Genomic DNA, 23,978 nt, shown 5'->3' on the forward strand with positions numbered 1-23,978 from the left:
GTCGGGTGGGGCTTTTGCACATTAGGAGGAAAGTGATGAGTCTGGAAACCTGGCTGCTGTTCAGCGGCGCTGCGCTGGTGGTAATCCTGATCCCGGGGCCGTTGTCTTTGCTGATGATCAGCAACAGCTTGAATTACGGTTTGCGCCGATCTTATCCGGCATTCCTCGGTGGCGTGATTGCTTCGATCTGTCTGCTCAGCGCCTCGGCACTGGGCCTGGGCGCCCTGCTGCTGGCGTCGGAACAGTTGTTCAGCGCGCTGAAGATCGTCGGCGCGCTGTACCTGTTTTACCTCGCCTGGCAGAGCTGGCAGCAATCGCGCCAGCCGTCGGTGGGTGCCGAAGTGCCGCAGACCGCCGCGGTGCCGCGCTTTCGGGCGCTGTTCGGGCGCGCGTTTGTGCTGGGCGCGAGCAATCCGAAAGACATCCTGTTCTTCGCCGCGTTTCTGCCGCAATTCTTGAGCGCCGAGCAGCCGTTTCTCCCGCAATTGCTGGTGATGATCGCGACCTGGACGGTGCTCGATCTGCTGTGCAAGTTGGCGTATGGGCTGGGCGCGCACGGCGCGGCGCGGTATCTGCGCAGCGGCAAGGGGCAGAGTTGGTTTAACCGGGTCAGTGCCGGGTTGTTCAGTGGCGCGGGCGCGGCGTCGTTGTTGAGCCGCTAAAAGCTTCGCGGGCAAGCCTCGCTCCTACAGGTATCACCGACCGTAGGAGCGAGGCTTGCCCGCGAAGGCGCCGTCCGCAACAGCATATTTCTCAAGGCAAAAAAAAGCCCGCAGTGTGAGCGGGCGAAAGACCAAAGAAGCTTTATGCGCAGCTTTTTTCAGAAGAAGCGGCTTGGGGGACCTAGCTTCCTCTGTAGGTCGAATAGCTGTATGGCGAAATCAGCAACGGCACATGGTAGTGATCCTGCTCGGCAGAGATGCCGAACCGCAGCACCACCACATCCAGGAACGCCGGCTCCGGCAGCTGAACGCCACGGGCGCGGTAGTAATCGCCCGCATGGAACTGAACCTGATAGACCCCGGAACGGTAATCATCACCCTGCAACAGCGGTGCATCGACACGGCCATCGCTGTTGGTTATCGCGCTGGCGACCAATTCCAGCTGCGAACCTTCAACGCGGTACAACTCGACTTTGATCGAGCTGCCCGGGCAACCGTGTGCAGCGTCTAAAACGTGTGTAGTCAAACGTCCCATTGATTCTGCGCGCCTGACTGCTCAGTGCAGTCAGGCCTCGCGCCTCCCGAAGTCAGTTGAAAGGAGACCGCACCGTTTCGGAGCACGAAAAGCTGCGGCGAGCGACTGATTAAGACACTTTTCAAAAAAATTGTACACAATAAAAACGACATTTTTCTCACGACCAACGCCATCTACCGATTTGCGCCGAATCACACCCCGGACCAGACGATCAGCGGACCTCCTGTCCATTAGCTGACCATTCAGGCAGGTTTCTTGCAGTATCACGTTTGGATGACAGCCAATGAAAAATGCAAAAATTCAGGCTTACAAAGTCGATATAAAGTTGTATACAATCAGCCCATCGCTGTGACGCCAGCCTGTGAATCGATCCCAGGCCGCCACACCTAACCGGACTTTGTACAAGCCACGAATAAAAAGGAAGACTGCAGTGAGCGCTGACTACCCACGCGACCTGGTCGGTTACGGCAGTAACCCTCCGCACCCACACTGGCCGGGCAATGCCCGCATCGCCCTGTCCTTCGTGCTGAATTACGAAGAAGGTGGCGAGCGCAACATTCTGCACGGCGACAAAGAGTCTGAAGCCTTCCTCTCGGAAATGGTCTCGGCGCAGCCGCTGCAAGGCGCGCGCAACATGAGCATGGAATCGCTTTACGAGTATGGCAGCCGTGCCGGCGTCTGGCGGATTCTGAAACTGTTCAAGGAATTCGACATTCCGCTGACCATCTTCGCCGTCGCCATGGCCGCCCAGCGCCACCCGGACGTGATCCGCGCGATGGTCGAGGCCGGCCACGAGATTTGCAGCCACGGCTATCGCTGGATCGACTATCAGTACATGGACGAAGCGCAGGAACGCGAGCACATGCTCGAAGCGATCCGCATCCTCACCGAACTCACCGGCGAACGCCCATTGGGCTGGTACACCGGCCGCACCGGCCCGAACACCCGTCGGCTGGTGATGGAAGAAGGCGGTTTCCTCTATGACTGCGACACCTACGACGACGACCTGCCCTACTGGGAACCGAACAACCCGACCGGCAAACCGCACTTGGTGATCCCGTACACGCTGGACACCAACGACATGCGCTTCACCCAGGTCCAGGGTTTCAACAAGGGCGATGACTTCTTCGAATACCTCAAAGACGCATTCGACGTGCTCTACGCCGAAGGTGCCGAAGCGCCGAAGATGCTCTCGATCGGCCTGCACTGCCGCCTGATCGGCCGTCCGGCGCGTCTGGCCTCGCTGAAACGCTTTATCGAATACGCTAAAAGTCATGAACAGGTGTGGTTCAGCCGTCGCGTCGACATCGCTCGCCACTGGCACGAAACCCACCCGTATCAAGAGGCCGCGAAATGAGCCAGTTCCAAACCATCCAACCTTCGACCCTGAGCCGCGACGCGTTTGTCGCCGCTTTCGCCGACATCTACGAACATTCGCCATGGGTGGCCGAGAAGGCCTTCGACCTGGGCCAGGACACTTCGATCGACCAGATCGAAACCCTGCACCAGCGCATGAGCGACATCCTGTTGAGCGCTGATCATCAAAGCCAATTGGCCCTGATCAACGCTCACCCGGACCTGGCCGGCAAAGCCGCCGTCCAGGGCCAACTGACCGAAGCCAGTACCAATGAACAAGCTGGCGCCGGTATTCACCAATGCACGGCCGAAGAGTTCCAGCGCTTCACCGAGCTGAACGACGCCTACAAAGCCAAGTTCAAGTTTCCCTTCATCATGGCGGTAAAAGGCAGCAACCGGCATCAGATCCTCGCGGCGTTCGAAACGCGCATTAACAATTCGCAAGACGCCGAATTCAAATGCGCGCTGGCGGAGATCAACAAGATCGCCCTGTTCCGATTACTGACCCTATAGCGAGCCTTGCCCGAGCGCCTAGAACGCAAACGTCGCCCAGGGCACTGCAAGCATCCCAAGCCAACTTATTAAAGGCAGACAAGAAGAATGAAAGCTTACGCCGTACCTTTCGAGAAGTTCGTCAACCTGGCCGACGCCCGTCTGGGCACCAAAATCATCTCGGTCACCGATGACTGGTTCGCTGATGCCAACCGCCTGTTCCAGCCGACCCCGGCGGTGTGGAAAGAAGGCGTGTTCGATGACAACGGCAAGTGGATGGACGGCTGGGAATCGCGCCGCAAGCGTTTCGAAGGTTACGACAGCGCGGTGATTCGCCTGGGCGTTCCAGGCTCGATCAAAGGCGTGGACATCGACACTTCATTCTTCACCGGCAACTTCCCGCCGTCGGCCTCCCTGGAAGCGTGTTTCCTCGCTGAAGGCGAACCGACTGAAAGCACCCAGTGGGTTGAAGTACTGTCGGCCGTCGAGCTGCAAGGCAACAGCCATCACTTCCACGAAATCAATAACGATCAGGCATTCAGCCACCTGCGTTTCAACATCTACCCGGATGGCGGCGTAGCGCGTCTGCGTGTGTACGGCGTGCCGCACCGCGACTGGTCCGCTGTGGGCGACAACGAGCAGATCGATTTGGCCGCAGCCCTGAATGGTGGCCGCGCCCTCGCCTGCTCCGACGAACACTTCGGCCGCATGAGCAACATCCTCAACCCGGGTCGTGGCATCAACATGGGCGACGGCTGGGAAACTGCACGTCGTCGTACGCCGGGCAATGACTGGGTAATCGTCGCGCTGGGGCATGCCGGTGAAGTCGAGAAAGTCATCGTCGACACCCTGCACTTCAAAGGCAACTACCCGGACACGTGCTCGATCCAGGGCGCATTCGTCAAGGGCGGCACCGACAGCCAGATCGAAACCCAATCGCTGTTCTGGCGCGAATTGTTGCCGGCACAAAAACTGGAAATGCACGCCGAACACAGCTTCGCCGAGCAGATCAAGGCACTGGGCCCGATCACCCACATCCGCCTCAACGTGTTCCCGGATGGTGGTGTGAGCCGCCTGCGCGTTTTGGGCAAAGTCGCCAAGTAAGCGGTTGATGAAAAACCTGTGGGAGCGCAGCTTGCTGGCGATGGCGTCAGTGAGGGCCCCATCGCCAGCAAGCTGTGCTCCCACAAAAGGCAACACAACAACGAACTCAAGGTAAGAAGACCAGCATGCGCACATTGACGATTGAACCGCTGACCAAAGAAGCTTTCGCCCCGTTCGGTGACGTGATCGAAACCGATGGCAGCGATCACTTCATGATCAACAACGGTTCGACCATGCGCTTTCATAAACTGGCGACGGTAGAAACCGCCACGCCAGAAGACAACGCGATCATCAGCATCTTCCGCGCCGACGCGCAGGACATGCCGCTGACCGTGTGCATGCTGGAGCGTCACCCGCTGGGCAGCCAGGCTTTCATTCCGCTGCTCGGCAACCCCTTTCTGATCGTGGTCGCGCCACTTGGCGATGAACCTGTATCAGGCTTGGTCCGCGCCTTCGTCACCAACGGCAGGCAGGGCATTAATTACCATCGCGGCGTTTGGCACCATCCGGTGCTGACGATCGAAAAGCGGGATGACTTCCTGGTGGTTGATCGCAGTGGCACAGGCAATAACTGCGATGAGCATTTTTTCAAAGAGGATGAGCGTTTGATCCTTGCCCCCCACCAATAAGAGAAGGTCTGATCACTCGACAACAGAGTGACAGGCGAGAGGTAAAGACTGTGGAAGCACATCTGTTTGAATGGCTGAACCTGAGCGTGCGCTGGGTTCACATGATTACTGGCGTGGCCTGGATCGGTGCGTCGTTCTATTTCGTCTGGCTGGAAAACAACCTCAATCGGGTCAACCCGAAAAGTGGTCTGGCCGGTGATCTGTGGGCGATCCATGGCGGCGGTATCTATCACCTGGAAAAATACAAACTGGCTCCACCGACCATGCCGGACAACCTGCACTGGTTCAAATGGGAAGCCTACTTCACCTGGCTGTCGGGGATCGCGCTGCTGTGCGTGGTGTTCTACTCCAACCCGACGCTCTACCTGCTGGCACCCGGCAGCAGCCTGACCGGTCCTGAAGGTGTTGCCCTGGGCATCGCTTCATTGTTCGTCGGCTGGTTCGTCTACTCCTTCCTTTGCGACTCGGCCTTGGGCAAACGCCCTGCCCTGCTCGGTTTCATCCTGTTTGTGCTGATCATTGGCGCGGCTTACGGCTTCAGCAAAGTGTTCAGCGGTCGTGGTGCGTACCTGCACGTCGGCGCGATCATCGGCACCATCATGGTCGGCAACGTGTTCCGCATCATCATGCCGGCGCAACGTGCACTGGTAGCGGCGATTGCCGAGAACCGCACGCCCGATCCGGCACTGCCGGCCAAAGGCCTGTTGCGTTCGCGTCACAACAATTACTTCACCTTGCCAGTGCTGTTCATCATGATCAGCAACCACTTCCCGAGCACGTACGGCAGCCAATACAACTGGCTGATCCTGGCCGGGATCGCGGTGCTGGCGGTGTTGGTGCGTCACTACTTCAACACCCGTCACGACAGCCACAAGTTCGCCTGGACCTTGCCGGTCGCCGCCGTCGGCATGATCTGCCTGGCTTACGTGACTGGCCCGGCGCAAATGCCGAGTTCACCGGAAGTGGCCAAGGCGCCTGGCACCATCGAGTACCAGCCGTTGCCGGAAACCGCAATCGGTGGCGGGGCCAAACCCGTTGACGCGAAACCTGCTGCGCCTGCCGCTGCACCGGCCCAGGCATCCAACGCTGGCCCGAGTTTCGACAAGGTGCACAGCGTGATCCAGGAACGTTGCTCGGTCTGCCACTCGGCCAAACCGACCAGCCCGTTGTTCAGTGCCGCGCCGGCCGGCGTGATGTTCGATACCCCTGACCAGATCCGCCAGAACGCCCCGCGCATTCAGGCGCAAGCGGTCACCAGCCAGATCATGCCACTGGGCAACATCACCCAGATGACCCAGCAGGAACGTGACCTGATCGGCGCCTGGATTGTTCAGGGAGCCCAGACCAATTAATCGTTAGAAGCTTCGCGGGCAAGCCTCGCTCCTACAGGATTTGCGCAGAACCTGTAGGAGCGAGGCTTGCCCGCGAACGGCCGCGCAGCGGTCGCCTGATGCACAAAATCACAAGAATAAAAAAGATCCGAGGTGTTGCATGTCCGAGCTCTCCCAAGCGCGCATCCCCGACGCACCCGCCATTCAGCGTTTGCCCCTTTTGCAACTGATCCTGGTCGGTCTGCAACATGTTCTGCTGATGTACGGCGGTGCCATCGCGGTGCCGCTGATCATCGGACAGGCCGCTGGCCTGAGTCGTGAAGAAATCGCCTTCCTGATCAACGCCGACCTGCTGGTCGCCGGCATCGCCACCATCGTCCAGTCGCTGGGCATCGGCCCGATGGGCATTCGCATGCCAGTGATGATGGGCGCCAGTTTTGCCGCCGTCGGCAGCATGGTCGCCATGGCCGGCATGCCGGGGATTGGCCTGCAAGGGATCTTCGGCGCAACCATCGCCGCCGGGTTCTTCGGCATGCTCATCGCGCCGTTCATGTCCAAAGTCGTGCGCTTCTTCCCGCCCCTGGTGACCGGCACGGTCATCACCTCGATCGGTTTGTCGCTGTTCCCCGTGGCCGTGAATTGGGCCGGCGGCGGTGCCAGCGCCACGCAATTCGGCTCACCGATTTACCTCGCCATCGCCGCCCTGGTGCTGGCGACCATCCTGCTGGTGCATCGCTTCATGCGCGGTTTCTGGGTGAACATTTCGGTGTTGATCGGCATGTGCCTGGGCTACGCGATTTGCGGCGTGATCGGCATGGTCGACCTCAGCGGCATGGCCGAGGCGCCATGGTTGCAGATCGTCACCCCGCTGCACTTCGGCATGCCGAAATTCGAACTCGCGCCGATCCTGTCGATGTGTCTGGTGGTGGTGATCATCTTCGTCGAGTCCACCGGCATGTTCCTCGCACTCGGCAAAATCACCGGCCAGGAAGTCTGCCCACGGATGCTCCGTCGCGGCTTGCTGTGTGATGCCGGCGCGTCGTTTTTCGCCGGGTTCTTCAACACCTTCACCCACTCCTCGTTCGCACAGAACATCGGCCTGGTGCAGATGACCGGCGTGCGCTGCCGCTCGGTGACGATCGTTGCCGGCGGCTTGCTGATCCTGTTGAGCCTGCTGCCGAAAGCGGCGTTCCTGGTCGCATCGATTCCGCCGGCGGTACTCGGCGGCGCGGCGATTGCGATGTTCGGCATGGTCGCGGCCACCGGGATCAAGATTCTCCAGGAAGCCGACATCGGTGACCGCCGCAACCAATTGCTGGTGGCGGTGAGCATCGGCATGGGCCTGATCCCGGTGGTACGTCCGGAGTTCTTCGCGCACCTGCCACTGTGGATGAGCCCGATCACCCACAGCGGTATTGCGATGGCGACTCTGAGTGCGCTGGCGCTGAACCTGCTGTTCAACATCCTCGGCGGCAAGGAACGCGCCGCGATCAACGACTGCCACGCGCACCAGCACTAACAGCAACACCTATGGAACCCCGTAGGAGCGAGCCTGCTCGCGATAGCGTCATCAGCCCCGACATCATCGTTGACTGATTCACCGCCATCGCCAGCAGGCTCGCTCCTACAGGGGCAGCAACAGCTTTGCGCCTGAAAAAATAAAAACAACAGGGAGCATCAGATGATTCGCACGCAAACCAATCTGCTGTTAAGCGGTGGCCTGCTCGCCGCCAGTCAAGCCATGGCCGGCGACCTGCTGCTGTGGCAGAGCAACAGCCTGAGCTATTTGTACGGCAAGAACTTCGCGATCAATCCGTCGATCCAGCAGACTGTGACGTTCGAGCACGCCGATAAATGGAAATACGGCGACAACTTTCTGTTCGTCGACAAGATCTTCTACAACGGTGCAGAAGACCGGAACAAAGGTCGCCACGCCTTCTACGGTGAGTTCAGCCCACGCCTGTCGTTTGGCAAGATCTTCGACAAACGCCTCGAATACGGCCCGATCAAAGATGTGTTGCTGGCCATGACTTACGAGTACGGCGAAGGCGACAGCGAGGCTTACCTGATCGGCCCGGGCTTCGACCTCGCCGTGCCGGGTTTCAACTATTTCACCCTGAACTTCTATCGCCGCCAGACCGAAGGCCCGCGCCCCGGCGATGGCGTGTGGCAGATCACCCCGGCGTGGTCCTACAGCATTCCTCTGGGCAATTCGGATTTGCTGTTCGACGGTTACATCGATTGGGTGGTGGACAACGATCAGAATTCGCGCGGCACCTACCACGCCAACCTGCACGTCAATCCGCAGCTAAAATACGACCTCGGCAAAGCACTCGGCTGGAGCCACAAACAGGTGTACGTCGGCACCGAGTACAGCTACTGGAAAAACAAGTACGGGGTCGAAAACAGCGCCAATCTCGACACCAACCAAAACACCGCCAGCCTGTTGCTCAAGGTGCATTTCTAAGATGGCCCGCAACATTGCCCCACACTTGCCGCCGGTGCTCTGTTGCGGGGCACTTGAGACCTGGCGAAGGAGTCAGTATTCTCCGCCGCCGCCCGAATCCGCTTTAAAAAAAAGCCCGGATTTAATTCCTGACCAGAAAGCCAACTTATCCCGGCCCTGGACGGTCCCAAGGCGCTCCAAAAAACCTCTCAATCGACTGTTTCAGAACAGCCGAGCGGGAGTTTTTTTGCTTTTTGGAAGCCTTGGCTCAGCTCTTGCTAACTGCACTGAAGCTGACCGATTGGATGAATTTTCAGCGCAACGAAAAAAGGCGCCACACCAGAGCGCCGACCTAAGAAAAACAACGTGGAACCACCTACTTTTTGGGAGCAACCGAATGAAACGTACGTGCACCAGCCTGATGCTCGCGGGCTCTTTGTTGGCCGGCGGCCAGGCGATGGCCGGCGACTTGCTGCAGTGGCAGGACAACAGCCTGACCTACCTGTATGGCAAAGACTTCAAAGTCAATCCGGCGATCCAGCAGACCGTCACTTTCGAGCACGCTGACGGCTGGAAATATGGGGACAACTTCTTCTTCCTCGACAAGATCTTTTACAACGGTGACAAGGATTTCAACGTTGGCCCGAACACTTACTACGGCGAGTTCAGCCCGCGTATTTCGTTGGGCAAGGTGCTTGGCCAGAAGATCGAATTCGGCCCGATCAAAGACGTGTTGCTGGCGATGACGTATGAGTTCGGCGAAGGCGATACCGAGTCGTACTTGATCGGTCCGGGTTTCGACCTGGCGATCCCCGGTTTCGATTACTTCCAGCTGAACTTCTATCAGCGTCAGACCGAAGGCGCACGTGCTGGCGACAACGTCTGGCAGATCACCCCGGTATGGGCTTACACGATTCCGGTGGGCAACTCGAACATCCTGATCGACGGTTTCATGGACTGGGTGGTCGACAACGACTCCAATTCCAAGGGTGATTACCACGCCAACCTGCACTTCAACCCGCAGGTCAAATACGACTTGGGCAAGGCGCTGAATTTCGGCGAGAAGCAGCTCTATGTCGGTGTCGAGTACGACTACTGGAAGAACAAATACGGGATCGACGACACCCGTGCGTTCACCACCAACCAGAACGTGACGAGCTTTTTGGTGAAGTTCCACTTCTGATCCGGCGGCGTCTGAAAAGACGCCTTCGCGGGCAAGCCTCGCTCCTACAGGTGATCGCGTATCCCTTGTGGGAGTGAGCCTGCTCGCGATGGCATCAGCGCCGATCTCAAGCTGGAACAACCGCCTCCGACAACCCCAAAAACCGGGACAACTCCGCGCGCTTGGCCAACGCATCGCGCCGCCCCAGCTCGATCAATTCGCTGCAATACCCCGCCTCGAACAGCAGATAACTCAGCACCCCCGCCCCGCTCGTCTTGGTCGCCCCCGGCCCGCGCAAAAACAGGCGCAACGCCGCCGGCAATTCCTGGCGATGGCGCGCCGCGATTTCATCGATCGGCTGGCTCGGCGAAATCACCAGCACCTCCACCGGCGCCACGCCCAGCGCGCGGGTCGGCGTGCCATCGGGGAGCAAATGGCTGAACTGATTCAGACGCTGCAACAACTCGATATCGCTTTCCAGGCTATCGATGAACGTGCTGTTGAGCATGTGCCCGCCAATCTGCGCCAGCGTCGGCTGCTGGCCGGTGTACGCGCGTTGCAGCGGTTGCTCGGGATCGACGCCGCGCGGGTTGCCGCTGACGCCGACCACCAGCACGCGCGTGGCGCCAAGGTGCAGCGCCGGGCTGATCGGCGCCGACTGCCGCACCGCGCCATCGCCGAAAAATTCGTCGCCGATTTTCACCGGCGCAAACAACAGCGGAATCGCCGAACTGGCGAGCAAATGTTCCACGCTCAATTGGGTCGGCACGCCGATGCGGCGATGGCGCAACCACGCATCAATCGTCCCGCCGCCCTGATAGAACGTGACCGCCTGCCCCGATTCATAACCGAACGCGGTCACCGCCACTGCTTGCAATTGCTTGCGCGCGATGGCCTCGGCGATGCCGTTCATCTGTAATTTTTCGTTGAGCAGATTGCGCAGCGGCGAACTGTTGAGCAGCGCCACCGGCACCGGCGCGCCGATACCCAACAAGCTGCGACTGACAAACCGCGCGGCCTGATGGATCACCCCCGGCCAATCGCTGCGCAACACTTGATGGCTGCGAAAGCCCTGCCAGAACGCGGTGAGGCGCTCGATGGCGCTGCGAAAATCCATTGCGCCGCTGGCCAGACTGACCGCGTTGATCGCCCCGGCGGAAGTGCCGACGATCACTGGAAACGGATTGTCAGCGCCCACCGGCAACAATTCGGCAATCGCAGCCAGCACGCCCACCTGATACGCCGCCCGAGCACCACCGCCGGAGAGAATCAATCCTGTAACCGGTTCGCCTGGATTCATGCACAACGCTCCATGGTGCTGGACGGGATCATTATCCAGCCCTGTCTAACACAAAACCTGTAGGAGCGAGGCTTGCCCGCGAAGGCTTCACCTCGGTTTCTGGGTGTCGCAGATGACGCCTTCGCGGGCAAGCCTCGCTCCTACAGGGGATCGGGGTTCAGCCGCGTTTTGCGTACAGTTTAGGCTCGCCGGGCGGGCGGCTTTTAAAGCGGCGATGGGCCCAGAGGTATTGCTCCGGGCAATCGCGCAAGGCGCCTTCGACCCATTGATTGATGCGGATGCAGTCGGCCTCTTCGGTTTCGCCGGGGAAACCTTCGAGCGGCGCATGAATCACCAAGCGATAACCGCTGCCGTCCGCCAGACGCTCCTGCGTGAACGGCACCACCAGCGCCTTGCCCAAACGGGCAAATTTGCTGGTCGCGGTGACCGTCGCCGCCTGAATCCCGAACAGCGGCACAAAGATACTTTGCTTGGCGCCATAGTCCTGATCCGGCGCGTACCAGATCGCCCGGCCGGCGCGCAGCAACTTGAGCATGCCGCGCACGTCGTCACGCTCCACCGCCAGCGAATCGAGGTTATGCCGCTCGCGACCGCGACGCTGGATGTAGTCGAACAACGGATTTTTGTGTTCGCGGTACATGCCGTCGATGGTGTGCTGCTGACCGAGCAACGCCGCGCCGATTTCCAGCGTGGTGAAGTGCAGCGCCATCAGAATCACGCCTTTGCCGTCGCGCTGGGCTTTTTTCAGATGCTCAAGGCCTTCGACATGCGCCAATTTGGCCAGACGCTCGCGTGACCACCACCAACTCATGGCCATTTCGAAGAAGGCAATGCCGGTGGAGGCGAAGTTTTCCTTGAGCAGGCGCTTGCGTTCGGCCGCGGATTTTTCCGGGAAACACAGTTCAAGGTTGCGTTTGGCAATGCGCCGTCGGTCGCCCGCCACGCGGTACATCAGCGCACCGAGGGCGCGGCCGACAAACAGCAGCGCCGGGTACGGCAACTGCACGATCAGCCACAACAGCCCCAGCCCGCACCACAGCGGCCAGAAACGCGGAGAAAGAAATGCTGTACGAAAACGCGGGCGATCCATTAAAGGTTCCGGAAAGACAATGGCCGCGCATTCTACATCGTTCGACCCGGCTTGCGGCCTGCGGGCGTTCTCGTTATAAGTCTCGGCACTTTTAGTGACAAGCCGTTGTATGCCGACCATGAGCCAAACCGATCCGCTAGACCAAGATCCCGTGTTCCAGTTGAAGGGCAGCATGCTCGCCATTACGGTGCTGGAGCTGGCGCGTAACGACCTCGAGAGCCTCGATCGACAACTGGCCGCCAAGGTCGCCCAGGCGCCGAATTTCTTCAGCAACGCGCCGCTCGTGCTGGCGCTGGACAAGCTGCCGCCGAGCGAAGGCGCTGTCGATTTGCCGGGGCTGATGCGCGTTTGCCGCTCGCACGGCCTGCGCACGTTGGCGATCCGCGCCAGCCGCATCGAAGACATCGCTGCTGCCATCGCCGTCGACCTGCCGGTGCTGCCGCCCTCCGGCGCGCGTGAGCGTCCGCTGGAGCCGAACGAAGGCGTGGTGGTGAAAAAACCGGAGAAACCGCCGGAGCCGACGATCAAACCGACCAAAGTCATCACTTCGCCAGTACGTGGTGGCCAACAGATATATGCCCAGGGTGGCGATCTGGTAGTGATTTCTTCGGTCAGCCCGGGGGCGGAACTTCTCGCCGATGGCAACATCCATGTATACGGCCCGATGCGCGGTCGTGCCTTGGCCGGGGTCAAGGGCGACTGGAAAGCGCGGATTTTCTGTCAGCAGATGAGCGCGGAATTGCTCTCCATCGCCGGCCATTACAAGGTTTCCGAAGACCTGCGTCGCGATCCACTGTGGGGCTCGGGCGTTCAAGTCAGCCTGTCGGGCGACGTGTTGAACATCATTCGTCTTTAACGGATACTGCCGCATTTTCCAAGCATCTCTAAAACGTAGCGAAAACGGCTCAAACGAAGTAGGAAAAAGGCCACAAGCAGTGTTTACCCAAAGTAAGTGCCGCCCAGGACCGGATTCCAGCCAAGGCTGTCCGACTGCAGTAGTTTTTCAAGAGATGTTTTTCAGGGGCTAAATGTCCTTTTTCCTTAGGGGTGAAACACCTTGGCCAAGATTCTCGTGGTTACATCCGGCAAGGGTGGTGTGGGTAAGACCACCACCAGCGCCGCTATCGGTACCGGCCTCGCTCTGCGCGGCCACAAAACAGTGATCGTCGACTTCGACGTCGGTTTGCGTAACCTCGACCTGATCATGGGTTGCGAACGTCGCGTGGTGTATGACTTCGTCAACGTGGTCAACGGTGAAGCCAACCTGCAGCAGGCGCTGATCAAAGACAAACGTCTGGAAAACCTCTACGTGCTGGCCGCCAGTCAGACCCGCGACAAAGACGCGCTGACCGTCGAAGGCGTGGAAAAAGTCCTGATGGAGCTCAAGGAACAATTTGAGTTCGTGGTCTGCGACTCCCCTGCCGGTATCGAGAAAGGCGCGCACCTGGCGATGTACTTCGCTGATGAAGCGATCATCGTGACCAACCCGGAAGTGTCCTCGGTACGTGACTCGGACCGCATGCTCGGCCTGCTGGCGAGCAAGTCGCGTCGCGCCGAACGTGGCGAAGATCCGATCAAGGAACACTTGCTGCTGACTCGCTACAACCCGCAGCGCGTCAACGACGGCGAAATGCTCGGCGTTGAAGACGTTAAGGAAATTCTCGCGGTGACCCTGCTGGGCGTCATTCCGGAATCCCAAGCGGTTCTGAAAGCCTCCAACTCTGGCGTGCCGGTGATTCTCGACGACCAGAGCGACGCCGGTCAGGCCTACGGCGATGCGGTCGATCGCCTCCTTGGCAAAGAAAAGGCACATCGTTTTCTCGATGTGACGAAGAAGGGCTTCTTCGAGCGCCTGTTTGGAGGTAAATAATGAATCTTTTTGACTTCTTTCGTGCCAGTAAAAAGGTTAGTACCGCGTCGGTAGCGAAAGAGCGTCTACAGATCATCGTGGCGCATGAACGCGGCCAACGCAGTACCCCGGATTACCTGCCAGCCTTGCAGAAGGAACTGGTGGAAGTGATCCGCAAGTACGTCAATATCGGGTCCGATGACGTGCACGTCGCCCTGGAAAACCAGGGTAGCTGCTCGATTCTGGAACTCAATATCACCCTGCCGGATCGCTAGTCGAACCAGCGGGAGCCACGGCGACTCAGGTTTCCTGCGTCCCTGTAGGAGCAAACTGTGGCGAGGGGGCTTGCCCCCGTTTGAGTGCGCAGCACTCACAAGACCTTCGGTACGCCGGAAGTTTTGGGGCTGCTGCGCAACCCAACGGGGGCAAGCCCCCTCGCCACACTTTGCTCCCACGGGGCGCGGGGCTCTGAGTCGCCGTTGGCGTTTGTTACGAGGCTGTTTTAATGCCGTTGTCGAACATCCAGATCATTCATCAGGACGCCGCCGTTCTGGTGGTGAACAAACCGACCCTGTTGCTCTCCGTGCCTGGCCGGGCCGATGACAACAAGGACTGCCTGATTACCCGTCTGCAAGAAAACGGCTACCCGGAAGCGCGCATCGTCCATCGGCTGGATTGGGAAACCTCCGGCATCATTCTGCTGGCCCGCGACCCGGACACGCACCGCGAATTGTCTCGACAGTTTCACGACCGCGAAACCGAAAAAGCCTACACCGCGCTGTGCTGGGGCCAACCGGAGCTGGACAGCGGCAGCATCGATTTGCCGTTGCGCTACGATCCGCCGACCAAACCCCGGCATGTGGTCGATCACGAATTCGGCAAGAATGCCCTGACGTTCTGGCGCGTGCTGGAACGTTGCGGAGACTGGTGCCGCGTGGAGCTGACGCCGATCACCGGCCGCTCGCATCAGTTGCGTGTGCACATGCTGTCGATCGGCCATCCGCTGCTCGGCGACGGCCTCTACGCCCACGAACAGGCTTTGGCTGCCTGGCCGCGCCTGTGTTTGCACGCGAGCATGCTGAGCTTCACCCAGCCGCAAACCGGCGAACGCCTGCGCTTCGAATGCCCCGCACCGTTCTGAAGACATGTAATTAACCTGTGGCCGCGAGCTTTCGTGGCTAAAGAGGCTGGCCGTGGCGAGGGGGCTTGCCCCCGTTGGAGTGCGCAGCGCCCCCAAACTTTCGCCACCGTTGCGTCAGGGAGATTGCGGTTGCCTGATTGGCGGCTGCTTCGCAGCCGAACGGGGGCAAGCCCCCTCGCCACAGCAAGCCCCCTCGCCATAGTGAACCCCCTCGTCACAGTGAAACACCTCGCCAGACCAAGCTCGCTTGCCACGATGATCTTCATGCACTGAGGTTCGGCGCCCGACGCACTTTGCGTTAAACTCGCGCCCATTGCTGTCTGGAGTTTCTTATGCGCGAAGAGTTGAACCAAGGCCTGATCGACTTCCTCAAGGCCTCCCCTACCCCGTTTCATGCCACTGCCAGCCTTGTTCAGCGCTTGGAAGCGGCGGGTTTCTCGCGTCTTGACGAGCGTGAACCGTGGGCCGTCGAAACCAACGGTCGTTACTACGTCACCCGCAATGATTCCTCGATTGTCGCCTTCAAAATGGGCCGTCACTCGCCCCTGCACGGCGGCATTCGCATGGTCGGCGCTCACACCGACAGCCCGTGCCTGCGGGTCAAACCGCAACCGGAACTGCAACGCCAGGGCTTCTGGCAGTTGGGCGTCGAAGTCTATGGCGGCGCGCTGCTGGCACCGTGGTTCGACCGCGACCTGTCGCTGGCCGGCCGCGTGACCTTCCGCCGCGATGGCAAAGTCGAAAGCCAATTGATCGACTTCAAGGCGCCGATCGCGACCATTCCCAACTTGGCCATTCACCTCAACCGTGAAGCCAACATGGGTTGGGCGATCAACGCACAAACCGAACTGCCGCCGATCCTCGCGCAATTTGCCGGTGACGAACGCGTGGACTTCCGCGCCGTGCTCACCGATCAACTGGCGCGCGAACACGGACTGAACGCCGACGTGGTGCTTGATTACGAGCTGAGCTTTTACGACACGCAAAGCGCTGCAGTGATTGGTTTGCACGGCGATTTCATTGCCGGCGCGCGCCTCGACAACTTGCTGTCGTGCTACGCCGGCCTGCAAGCGTTGCTGACCACCGAAACCGACGAAACCTGCGTGTTTGTCGCCAACGACCACGAAGAAGTCGGCTCCTGCTCGGCGTGCGGCGCCGACGGCCCGATGCTTGAGCAGACGCTGCGCCGCTTGTTGCCGGAAGGTGACGAGTTCGTCCGCACAATCCAGAAATCGCTGCTGATTTCCGCCGACAACGCCCACGGCGTACACCCCAACTACGCCGAGAAACACGACGCCAACCACGGCCCGAAACTCAACGCCGGCCCGGTGATCAAGGTCAACAGCAACCAGCGCTACGCCACCAACAGCGAAACCGCCGGGTTCTTCCGCCATCTGTGCATGGCCGAAGAAGTGCCGGTGCAAAGCTTCGTGGTGCGCAGCGACATGGGCTGCGGCTCGACCATCGGCCCGATCACCGCCAGCCACCTCGGCGTGCGCACCGTGGACATCGGCCTGCCGACGTTCGCCATGCACTCGATCCGCGAACTGTGCGGCAGCCACGACCTGGCGCATCTGGTCAAAGTCCTGAGCGCGTTCTACACCTGCCGCGAGTTGCCGTAGACGCTGCGCCCCTGTAGGAGCAAGGCTTGCCCGCGATGGCGTCAATGAGATCGCCATCGCGGGCAAGCCATGCTCCTACAGGTGTCAGTCTGCGCTCACGCAAAACCCACCTAGACTTGAGTAATCCCCTACGACAAGGCTGTCGCCATGATTACGATGTCTTCCTTCCACGCCATGCTGATCCCGATTCTGGCCGGGATGATCATGCTGGCAATCGGCTTCAACTTCCGTGACAAAAACGCCGGCGTCTTCGCCATGTGGCTCGGCATGCTGCTGATCCTCGCCACCGTCGTGTATAAAATCCTCGCCAAACTCAACGAATAAATCCGCGCCCCGGCTCGCATTGATTTTGACGGCCTCGTACACTCGGCCGATCCGCTCATCCCGAGGTTGACCGCCTAGTGTTCGCTCGTCTTTTTGCCCTGCCTTGTTTCCTCCTCATCTGCCTCATGACGTTGCTGCCGATCGCGCCTGCCCAGGCCGTCGGTTTGCCCGGCCTGCTCAACAACTCGTCGAAAACCCAACCCGAAGCCCAGGCACCGCTGGGGCAATCGCTCGACGAAGTGATCAAGTCGCTGGAAAACGATCAACAACGCACCAAGCTGCTCGCCGATCTGAAAAAGCTCCGCGACGTCACCAAAAAAGCCCAACCAACCGCCGAAGAAGGCGTGCTGGGCTTGATCGGCGGCACGCTCGCCAGTTTCGAAAGCAAATTTTCCGGAGCCGACAGCCCGGTCACGCGCTGGTCCACGGAATTTGAGCTGGCCAAGGAAGAATTCTCCGCGCTGATGCTCCCGGCCAACGAATGGCTGCCGATCATTTTTGCCTTCGCGATGATCCTGATGGTCTGGAGCCTGCTCGCCGCCGCGCTGATCTGGATCAGCCACCGCGTGCGCATGCGCTTCGGCCTCACCGAAGAATTGCCGCAACACCCCAAAGCCCTCGACATGCTGCGCTTCGCCCTGCGCAAGCTCGGGCCGTGGCTGATTGCGCTGGTGATGACGGTTTACATGAGCTACGCGCTGCCGTCCTCGCTGGGCAAAAGCCTGGCGATGGTGCTGGCGTATGCGCTGGTGGTCGGCACCTGTTTCTCGGCGATCTGCGTGATTGCGTTCTCCGTGCTCGACGGCCCGCACCGCCATCGCGCCTTGTACATCCTGCGTCATCAGGCGTTCCGGCCGCTGTGGCTGATCGGCAGTTTCGCCGCGTTCGGTGAAGCCCTGAGCGACCCGCGACTGGTCGCCAGCCTCGGCACGCACCTGGCTCACACCGCCGCGACCATCGCCAATGTCATGGCCGCGCTGTCCACCGGGCTGTTCATCCTGCGCTTCCGCCGCCCGATCGCGCACCTGATCCGCAACCAGCCGTTGTCGCGACGCCTGACCCGCCGCGCCCTCAGCGACACCATCGATATCCTCGGAACGTTCTGGTACGTACCGGCGCTGGTGCTGGTGTGCATTTCGCTGTTTGCGACATTCTTCTCGGCCGGCGACACCAGCACCGCGTTGCGCCAATCGCTGATCTGCACCGTGCTGCTGGTGTTGTGCATGGTCATCAATGGCCTGGTGCGCCGCCATTCACTGAAGCCGCAACGCGGGGTGAAACGCCACGCGCTGTATTCCGACCGACTGAAAAGCTTCTGCTACACCCTCGCGCATTTGTTCGTGTGGCTGGTGTTCATCGAGCTCGGTTTGCGCGTCTGGGGCATGTCGCTGATTTCCTTCACCGAGGGCGAAGGGCATGAAGTCAGTGTCAAACTGTTCAGCCTCGCCGGTACGCTGATTTTTGCCTGGCTGATCTGGATTCTCAGCGACACCGCCGTGCACCACGCCCTCACCCGTTCGCGCAAAGGCCTGGCCAACGCGCGGGCGCAAACGATGATGCCGCTGATCCGCAACGTGCTGTTCGTGGCGATTTTCATCATCGCGCTGATCGTCGCGCTGGCGAACATGGGCATGAACGTCACGCCACTGCTGGCGGGTGCCGGTGTGATCGGTCTGGCCATCGGTTTCGGCGCGCAATCGCTGGTTGCCGACTTGATCACCGGCCTGTTCATCATCATCGAAGACTCGCTGGCCATCGACGACTACGTGGACGTCGGCGGCCACCTCGGCACCGTCGAAGGCCTGACTATCCGCACCGTGCGCCTGCGCGACATCGACGGCATCGTCCACACCATCCCGTTCAGCGAAATCAAAAGCATCAAGAACTACTCGCGCGAATTCGGCTACGCGATTTTCCGCGTGGCGGTGCCGTACAACATGGAAATCGACGAGGCGATCAAACTGATGCGCGAGGTCGGCCAGAAAATGCGCACCGACCCGCTGCAACGCCGCAACATCTGGTCACCGCTGGAGATTCAAGGCGTCGAGAGTTTCGAGTCCGGCAGCGCGATTCTGCGGGCGCGGTTCAAGACGGCGCCGATCAAACAGTGGGAAGTGTCGCGCGCGTTCAACTTGTCGCTGAAACGGCATTTGGATGAGGCCGGGCTGGATCTGGCGACGCCGCGGATGAGTGTGCAGGTGATCACCGCGGGCGGCGGCGTGCAGAAGGAATAGCACTCTGGGCGGCGGCTCCGGTCACAGGCATTGAAGCCAACAAAAACAACAGCCATGGAGAAGACCGATGCCGCTGACTCGCATTGCCCAAACCTGCCTGCTGACCCTGTGCGGCGCGCTGGCCACCCACGCCGGCGCCGACACCCGGGAAACCAGCCGCAGCTACATCGCCGAGCAAGCCAAGGCGCTCGAACCCGAACTGCTGGAAACCCGCCGCGACATCCACGCGCATCCAGAGCTCGGTAACACCGAGAAACGCACTGCCGAACTGGTCGCCAAACAACTGCGCGCGATGGGCCTGGAGGTCAAAACCGGCGTCGCCCGCACCGGCGTGGTCGCCGTCCTCAAAGGCGCCCTGCCCGGCCCGACCGTGGCCCTGCGCGCCGACATGGATGCGCTGCCGGTCAAGGAAGTCGCGGACCTGCCATTCGCCTCGAAAGCCAAAGGCACCTACCTCAACAAAGAAGTCGACGTGATGCACGCATGCGGCCACGACGCGCACACCGCGATCCTGCTGAGCACGGCGAAAATTCTTACAGGCCTGCGCGAAACGCTGCCCGGCACGGTGGTGTTCTACTTCCAACCGGCCGAAGAAGGCCCAAGCGACTTCATCCCGGATGGCACGAATACCTGGGGCGCAAAAATGATGATCGCTGAAGGCGCGATGCAATCGCCGAAACCCGACGCGGTGTTCGGCTTGCACGTCTGGGCCGGCGTCCCCGCCGGGCAAATCGCCTACCGCCCCGGCCCGACCCTCGCCAGCTCTGACGACCTGCGCATCAAAATCCTCGGCAAACAAACCCACGCCGGGCGCCCTTGGGACGGCATCGACCCGATCACCGTCGGTGCCCAAACCATCGTCGGTCTGCAAACCGTGGTCAGCCGCCGCACCGACATCTCGTCCTACCCTTCGGTCGTCAGCATCGGCACCATCAACGGCGGCACACGCTACAACATCATTCCCGAATCACTCGACATGACCGGGACCATCCGCTCCTACGACTACGGCATCCGCCAGAAACTGCACGCCGACGTCCGCCAAACCGTGGAAAAAATCGCCGAAAGCGGCGGCGCGAAAGCCGAAGTGACCATCATCGAAAAATACGACCCGACGATTAACAACCCGGCGCTGACCGAAAAAATGCTGCCGACCCTGCGCTGGGCGGCGAGAGACGACGTGGTGCAAGGGCCGCTGGTGGGCGGCGCGGAGGATTTTTCGTTCTATGCGAAAGAAGTGCCGGGGTTGTTTGTGTTCTTGGGCGTGACGCCCAGGGATCAGGATTTGAGCAAAGCGGCGCCGAATCATAATCCGGGGTTCTTTGTGGATGAGTCGGCGCTGGTGGTTGGGGTGCGGACGATGGCTTCGTTGGCTACAGATTATTTGTATGCGAATGGGAAGCCTTGATGGGGTTTAGGGTGGGGGGATTGGGGGAGTCTGGGAGGGATTGGGTGGCTGGGAGGGGGTTATCGCGAGCAGGCTCGCTCCTACAGGGGGAATTGGGTGTGTTGGGGGGAACAGGTGGTCTGTGAGGACGCCTTCGCGGGCAAGCCTCGCTCCTACAGGGGGCTGGGTGTGTTTGGGAAAACAGGTGGTCTGTGAGGTCGCCAGACTCAGACCACATCAACCCCGACATGAATCGCATCATGGCGCCAAAACTCCAAATCACAGTCGATCAGCCTCCCCCGCTGATCATAATTGACCCGAACAATCCTCAACCCCGGACTCCCCACCGACACCCTCAACGCAGAAGCCGCATCCACTGACAACGCCGTCGGCACAATCTCAAAACGCACCCGGCCATAATGCAAATCGTAATGCCGCGCATACAACTCGGTAATCGACTCATTCAAATCAAAATCCAGAATCCCCGGAAAAAACTGCGGATTCAGATAATGCTCCACGTACAACACCAACCGCCCATCAATCCGCCGCGCCCGACACACCTGAATCACACTCGACAACGCCGGCAACTGCAACCACTCGCACACCGCCGCCGAAGCCGGCTGCAACCGCGCTGAAATCACCTCCGTCGACGGCACCCGCCCCTGCGCACTCACCATCGCGTGAAAATGACTGCGCTGCATCAGGTTATAAGCAAGACGCGGCGGCGAAACAAACCAGCCACGGCGCTCCTCCCGATAAATCTGCCCCTGCGCCTCCAACTGCAACAACGCCTCGCGCACGGTAATGCGCGTCGTCCCGAACAACTCACTGAGCTTGCGCTCGGCCGGCAACTTGCTCCCGGCCGCCAACAACCCATGGCCCAGTTGCTCCTGCAACACCTGGCCAATCGCTGTCACCGCTTTGATTGCCTCATCGCGCATCAAACGTTACCTATCTGGACTAGACCAGCACTGAATCGGGGCACCGCTGCCGGCAAAAACCGCCTGAGCAACGTCCAGCAAGCCTAGGCAGCCCAGATGACCAACAGATGACAAAGCCGCCCAACGGTCATCAAAAGCACCCGCGCAAACCTTGCAATACATCGGCCAAGTCCCAGCTCAGCGGGCCGCTGCCCATGGTCTACGCTTACCGGGCACCCGCCAGATCCGGGCAAATAAAAGCCCCGTCGGGCGACCGCCGACATGAAAGTGTCATGCAGTCCGCCTAAATTGGCTCAGGTGTTGCTGACCTAGACCAACACCACCGCAATCGCAGCGTTGAAAACGCCCAAAGGAGCTTCGGATGAAACAGCTTTTCCTGGCATCACTGTTAGGCTCGACCATTGCCATGTGCACCGCCGCGATGGCGGCTGATGATTTGAAAACCCTGGAAGCCGCAGCGAAAGCGGAAGGTGCAGTCAACAGCGTCGGCATGCCCGATGACTGGGCGAACTGGAAAGGCACGTGGGAAGACCTGGCGAAAAAATACGGCCTCAAACACGTCGACACCGACATGAGCTCGGCGCAGGAAATCGCCAAGTTCGCCGCTGAGAAAGACAACGCCAGCGCCGACATCGGCGACGTCGGTGCGGCCTTCGGCCCGATCGCGGTCAAGCAAGGCGTGGTGCAACCGTATAAGCCAACCACCTGGGAACAAATTCCGGCCTGGGCCAAAGACACCGACGGCAACTGGGCGCTGGCCTACACCGGCACCATCGCATTCATCGTCAACAAGAAACTCCTGCACGGCTCCGAATCGCCAACCAAATGGGCTGACCTGAAAACCGGCAAATACAAGGTTTCCATCGGTGACGTGAGCACCGCCGCGCAAGCCGCCAACGGCGTTCTGGCGGCTGCTTACGCCAATGGCGGTGACGAGAAAAACCTGGCTCCGGCCCTGCTGCTGTTCGCCGACATCGCCAAGCAAGGGCGTCTGTCGATGGCCAACCCGACCATCGCCACCATGGAAAAAGGCGAAATCGAAGTCGGCGTGGTCTGGGACTTCAACGGCCTGAGCTACAAAGCCAAGATGGCTAACCCGGATGACTACACCGTGCTGATCCCGTCCGACGGTTCGGTGATTTCCGGTTACACCACCATCATCAACAAATACGCGAAGAACCCGAACGCCGCCAAGCTGACCCGCGAATACATCTTCAGCGACGCCGGCCAGATCAACCTGGCGCGCGGCAACGCTCGTCCGATCCGCGCCGAACACCTGCAACTGCCCGCCGAGGTCCAGGCCAAATTGCTGCCGAACGAGCAGTACAAAGGCGTGACCCCGATCAAAGACCCCGACGCATGGGAAAAAACCTCCAAAGCCCTGCCGCAGAAGTGGAACGAAGAAGTCATTGTTGAAATGAAGTGATGCTTCATCTGTAGGAGCAAAGCTTGCTCGCGAAGACGGACTGACATTCAACATTGATGTTGGCTGAAAGTCCGCCTTCGCGGGCAAGCCTCGCTCCTACAGGTTTTGTTGTTATCTACTGTTTTGCGGAGCTCTCGCCCCTATGAAGCACAACGTCATCCTTGTCGTGCTCGACGGCCTCAATTACGAGGTCGCACGCCACGCCATGGGGCACCTGCAGGCTTACGTTGGCGCAGGACGCGCAGCGCTGTACAAACTGGAGTGCGAACTGCCGGCCCTGTCCCGACCGCTTTACGAATGCATCCTGACCGGCGTTACGCCGATCGACAGCGGCATCGTCCACAACAACGTCTCGCGCCTGTCCAACCAGCGCAGCATCTATCACTACGCGCGCGACGCCGGCCTGACCACCGCCGCCGCGGCTTATCACTGGGTCAGCGAGCTGTACAACCGTTCGCCATTTGTCGCCGCCCGCGATCGTCACACCGACGACGCCGAGCTGCCGATCCAGCACGGGCACTTCTACTGGAACGACCACTACCCCGATTCGCACCTGTTCGCCGACGCGGAAAACCTGCGCCTGCGCCATGCACCGAATTTTCTGCTGATCCACCCAATGAACATCGACGACGCCGGGCACAAGCACGGCCTCGACACGCCGCAATACCGCAACAGCGCGCGCTCGGCCGACATCATTCTCGCCGATTACCTGCAAACCTGGCTCGACGCCGGCCACCAGGTATTGGTGACCGCTGACCACGGCATGAACAACGACCGCTCGCACAACGGCCTGCTGCCGGAAGAACGCGAAGTGCCGCTGTTTGTCCTCGGCGACGCCTTCAGCCTCAACCCCGACGCGGCGCCGAAACAAATCGAAATCTGCGGCAGCGTCTGCGAACTGCTCGGCGTGCCCCACGACAAACCTGTGTGCCGGGAGCTGCTCAAGTGAA

Annotated in this window: 23 protein-coding genes; 19 read left to right on the forward strand and 4 right to left on the reverse strand. The window is 60.2% G+C overall.

Going from position 1 to position 23,978, the window contains the following annotated elements:
• The first annotated feature begins 35 nt into the window (after positions 1–35).
• Positions 36–662 carry a LysE family translocator gene (locus BLU01_RS03905; protein ID WP_092271114.1) on the forward strand — a complete coding sequence of 209 codons (627 nt, stop codon included), beginning with the start codon at positions 36–38 and terminating at the stop codon, positions 660–662.
• Between the two features lie 181 nt (positions 663–843).
• Here the strand turns inward: BLU01_RS03905 and uraH are convergent, their stop codons facing one another.
• Positions 844–1,197: a hydroxyisourate hydrolase gene (gene uraH / locus BLU01_RS03910; RefSeq protein WP_010456673.1), complete on the reverse strand. Its 354-nt coding sequence runs from the start codon at positions 1,195–1,197 to the stop codon at positions 844–846.
• 430 nt (positions 1,198–1,627) lie between these two features.
• On the opposite strand from uraH, the gene puuE reads away from it, so the two are divergent.
• From puuE to BLU01_RS03955, 8 genes are all read left to right on the forward strand, one after another.
• On the forward strand, positions 1,628–2,554 hold the full coding sequence (puuE, locus tag BLU01_RS03920) for an allantoinase PuuE (protein WP_092271119.1): 927 nt from the start codon (positions 1,628–1,630) through the stop codon (positions 2,552–2,554).
• A complete protein-coding gene (gene uraD / locus BLU01_RS03925; protein ID WP_092271122.1) occupies positions 2,551–3,066 on the forward strand; it encodes a 2-oxo-4-hydroxy-4-carboxy-5-ureidoimidazoline decarboxylase in 516 nt (171 codons plus the stop codon). Before puuE ends, uraD begins: the two co-directional genes overlap by 4 nt.
• A gap of 87 nt (positions 3,067–3,153) precedes the next feature.
• Entirely contained in the window at positions 3,154–4,149 is a 996-nt protein-coding gene (alc, locus tag BLU01_RS03930; protein ID WP_092271125.1) for an allantoicase, read from the forward strand.
• 125 nt (positions 4,150–4,274) lie between these two features.
• On the forward strand, positions 4,275–4,778 hold the full coding sequence (locus BLU01_RS03935) for an ureidoglycolate lyase (RefSeq protein ID WP_008005655.1): 504 nt from the start codon (positions 4,275–4,277) through the stop codon (positions 4,776–4,778).
• Positions 4,779–4,828: 50 nt separating this feature from the next.
• On the forward strand, positions 4,829–6,130 hold the full coding sequence (locus tag BLU01_RS03940) for a urate hydroxylase PuuD (RefSeq protein ID WP_092271128.1): 1,302 nt from the start codon (positions 4,829–4,831) through the stop codon (positions 6,128–6,130).
• 139 nt (positions 6,131–6,269) lie between these two features.
• Positions 6,270–7,628 (forward strand): nucleobase:cation symporter-2 family protein, encoded by a 1,359-nt coding sequence (locus BLU01_RS03945; protein WP_092271131.1) that lies wholly within the window; start codon positions 6,270–6,272, stop codon positions 7,626–7,628.
• 162 nt (positions 7,629–7,790) lie between these two features.
• Positions 7,791–8,576: an outer membrane protein OmpK gene (locus tag BLU01_RS03950; protein ID WP_092271134.1), complete on the forward strand. Its 786-nt coding sequence runs from the start codon at positions 7,791–7,793 to the stop codon at positions 8,574–8,576.
• Positions 8,577–8,952: 376 nt separating this feature from the next.
• On the forward strand, positions 8,953–9,738 hold the full coding sequence (locus BLU01_RS03955) for an outer membrane protein OmpK (protein WP_092271137.1): 786 nt from the start codon (positions 8,953–8,955) through the stop codon (positions 9,736–9,738).
• A gap of 106 nt (positions 9,739–9,844) precedes the next feature.
• Here BLU01_RS03955 and BLU01_RS03960 read toward each other — a convergent pair whose 3' ends face one another.
• Complete coding sequence (locus BLU01_RS03960) at positions 9,845–11,017, reverse strand: patatin-like phospholipase family protein (protein WP_092271140.1); 1,173 nt, start codon at positions 11,015–11,017, stop codon at positions 9,845–9,847.
• Between the two features lie 157 nt (positions 11,018–11,174).
• The gene (locus BLU01_RS03965) at positions 11,175–12,107 is read right to left on the reverse strand and encodes a lipid A biosynthesis lauroyl acyltransferase (protein ID WP_092271143.1); all 933 of its coding nucleotides are present in this window, start codon (positions 12,105–12,107) and stop codon (positions 11,175–11,177) included.
• A gap of 118 nt (positions 12,108–12,225) precedes the next feature.
• Here BLU01_RS03965 and minC point away from each other — a divergent pair, with 118 nt between their 5' ends.
• The 8 genes from minC (at position 12,226) to BLU01_RS04005 (ending at position 20,682) form a co-directional block, all read left to right on the forward strand.
• Positions 12,226–12,963: a septum site-determining protein MinC gene (minC, locus tag BLU01_RS03970; protein WP_092281456.1), complete on the forward strand. Its 738-nt coding sequence runs from the start codon at positions 12,226–12,228 to the stop codon at positions 12,961–12,963.
• 201 nt (positions 12,964–13,164) lie between these two features.
• Positions 13,165–13,977, forward strand: a complete 813-nt coding sequence (minD, locus tag BLU01_RS03975) for a septum site-determining protein MinD (RefSeq protein WP_092271146.1) — start codon at positions 13,165–13,167, stop codon at positions 13,975–13,977.
• Complete coding sequence (gene minE, locus BLU01_RS03980) at positions 13,977–14,231, forward strand: cell division topological specificity factor MinE (protein WP_007898843.1); 255 nt, start codon at positions 13,977–13,979, stop codon at positions 14,229–14,231. The genes minD and minE overlap by 1 nt, the downstream gene beginning before the upstream one ends.
• Before the next feature lie 230 nt (positions 14,232–14,461).
• A complete protein-coding gene (locus BLU01_RS03990; protein ID WP_092271155.1) occupies positions 14,462–15,097 on the forward strand; it encodes an RluA family pseudouridine synthase in 636 nt (211 codons plus the stop codon).
• Between the two features lie 332 nt (positions 15,098–15,429).
• Entirely contained in the window at positions 15,430–16,719 is a 1,290-nt protein-coding gene (locus BLU01_RS03995; RefSeq protein ID WP_092271158.1) for a M18 family aminopeptidase, read from the forward strand.
• Between the two features lie 147 nt (positions 16,720–16,866).
• Positions 16,867–17,043 carry a hypothetical protein gene (locus BLU01_RS27725; RefSeq protein WP_167370416.1) on the forward strand — a complete coding sequence of 59 codons (177 nt, stop codon included), beginning with the start codon at positions 16,867–16,869 and terminating at the stop codon, positions 17,041–17,043.
• 77 nt (positions 17,044–17,120) lie between these two features.
• Positions 17,121–19,277: a mechanosensitive ion channel family protein gene (locus BLU01_RS04000; protein WP_092271161.1), complete on the forward strand. Its 2,157-nt coding sequence runs from the start codon at positions 17,121–17,123 to the stop codon at positions 19,275–19,277.
• A 67-nt stretch (positions 19,278–19,344) separates the two neighbouring features.
• Entirely contained in the window at positions 19,345–20,682 is a 1,338-nt protein-coding gene (locus BLU01_RS04005; RefSeq protein ID WP_092271166.1) for an amidohydrolase, read from the forward strand.
• A gap of 206 nt (positions 20,683–20,888) precedes the next feature.
• On the opposite strand, the gene BLU01_RS04010 is transcribed toward BLU01_RS04005, so the two are convergent.
• Positions 20,889–21,602: a UTRA domain-containing protein gene (locus BLU01_RS04010; RefSeq protein ID WP_092271169.1), complete on the reverse strand. Its 714-nt coding sequence runs from the start codon at positions 21,600–21,602 to the stop codon at positions 20,889–20,891.
• 361 nt (positions 21,603–21,963) lie between these two features.
• Here BLU01_RS04010 and BLU01_RS04015 point away from each other — a divergent pair, with 361 nt between their 5' ends.
• On the forward strand, positions 21,964–23,028 hold the full coding sequence (locus BLU01_RS04015; RefSeq protein WP_092271173.1) for an ABC transporter substrate-binding protein: 1,065 nt from the start codon (positions 21,964–21,966) through the stop codon (positions 23,026–23,028).
• A 142-nt stretch (positions 23,029–23,170) separates the two neighbouring features.
• The gene (locus BLU01_RS04020; RefSeq protein ID WP_092271176.1) at positions 23,171–23,977 is read left to right on the forward strand and encodes an alkaline phosphatase family protein; all 807 of its coding nucleotides are present in this window, start codon (positions 23,171–23,173) and stop codon (positions 23,975–23,977) included.
• The last annotated feature ends 1 nt before the right edge of the window (position 23,978 follow it).

Source organism: Pseudomonas prosekii (genome assembly GCF_900105155.1).
In the GTDB taxonomy this organism is placed as follows: Bacteria; Pseudomonadota; Gammaproteobacteria; order Pseudomonadales; family Pseudomonadaceae; genus Aquipseudomonas; species Aquipseudomonas prosekii.